Annotated in this window: 1 protein-coding gene and 1 pseudogene; both read left to right on the top strand. The window is 57.0% G+C overall.

The window, feature by feature from the left end; all coding sequences use genetic code 11:
• The coding region (locus OR16_RS37965) for an ABC transporter substrate-binding protein (RefSeq protein WP_006164616.1) at nt 1-419 on the top strand (419 nt) is incomplete at its 5' end.
• A 208-nt stretch (nt 420-627) separates the two neighbouring features.
• Nucleotides 628-739, top strand: a pseudogene (locus OR16_RS43275) (branched-chain amino acid ABC transporter permease); the annotation flags it as partial.

Below are 739 nucleotides of genomic sequence, written 5' to 3' on the forward strand. Positions count from 1 at the left end.
AGGCCAAGGAACTCGGCATCAGCTCCAAGATCGTTGGCGGCGATGGCGTTTGTACCGACAAGGTGGCTGAGCTGGCCGGCGATGCCGTGTCCAACATCATCTGCTCGGAAGCCGGTCTGGCGCTGTCCAAGATGGAGCAGGGCGCGGACTTCGACAAGCGCTACCAGGCTCGCTTCAACGCGCCGGTGCAGATCTACGCACCGTTCACCTATGACGCCGTCATGGTCATCGTTGACGCCATGAAGCGCGCCAACTCGACCGAGCCGGCCGCCATCCTGGCCGAAATGCCCAAGACCAACTACAAGGGCCTGATCGGCAACATCGCCTTCGATGAAAAGGGCGACATGAAGGAAGGCACCATCACGTTGTACGAGTACAAGGACAAGAAGAAGACCGTCCTTGACGTCGTGAAGATGTAATCCGGGCTTACCGGCCCATCCGAACGGCACCGCGAGTATGTTGCGGTGCCGTTTTTTTAGCCTTGCCATACGTGCAGCATCCTTACCATGGGTGGAGTAGGCAGGCCGCTTACCAGCAAACAACCACACTACCAAACCACCCACATATCAACGTCCCCCCGACATCTACACCATGCCGAGGGAATTTGGACGGAAGCAAGGAGTTTTCATGGATATCTTTATCCAGCAGATCGTGAACGGTCTGGTGCTCGGCAGCATCTATGCGCTGATCGCACTCGGCTACACCATGGTCTACGGCATTCNCGGGATCATCAAAGTCT

The organism is Cupriavidus basilensis OR16 (assembly GCF_000243095.1).
GTDB classification, from domain to species: Bacteria; Pseudomonadota; Gammaproteobacteria; order Burkholderiales; family Burkholderiaceae; genus Cupriavidus; species Cupriavidus basilensis_D.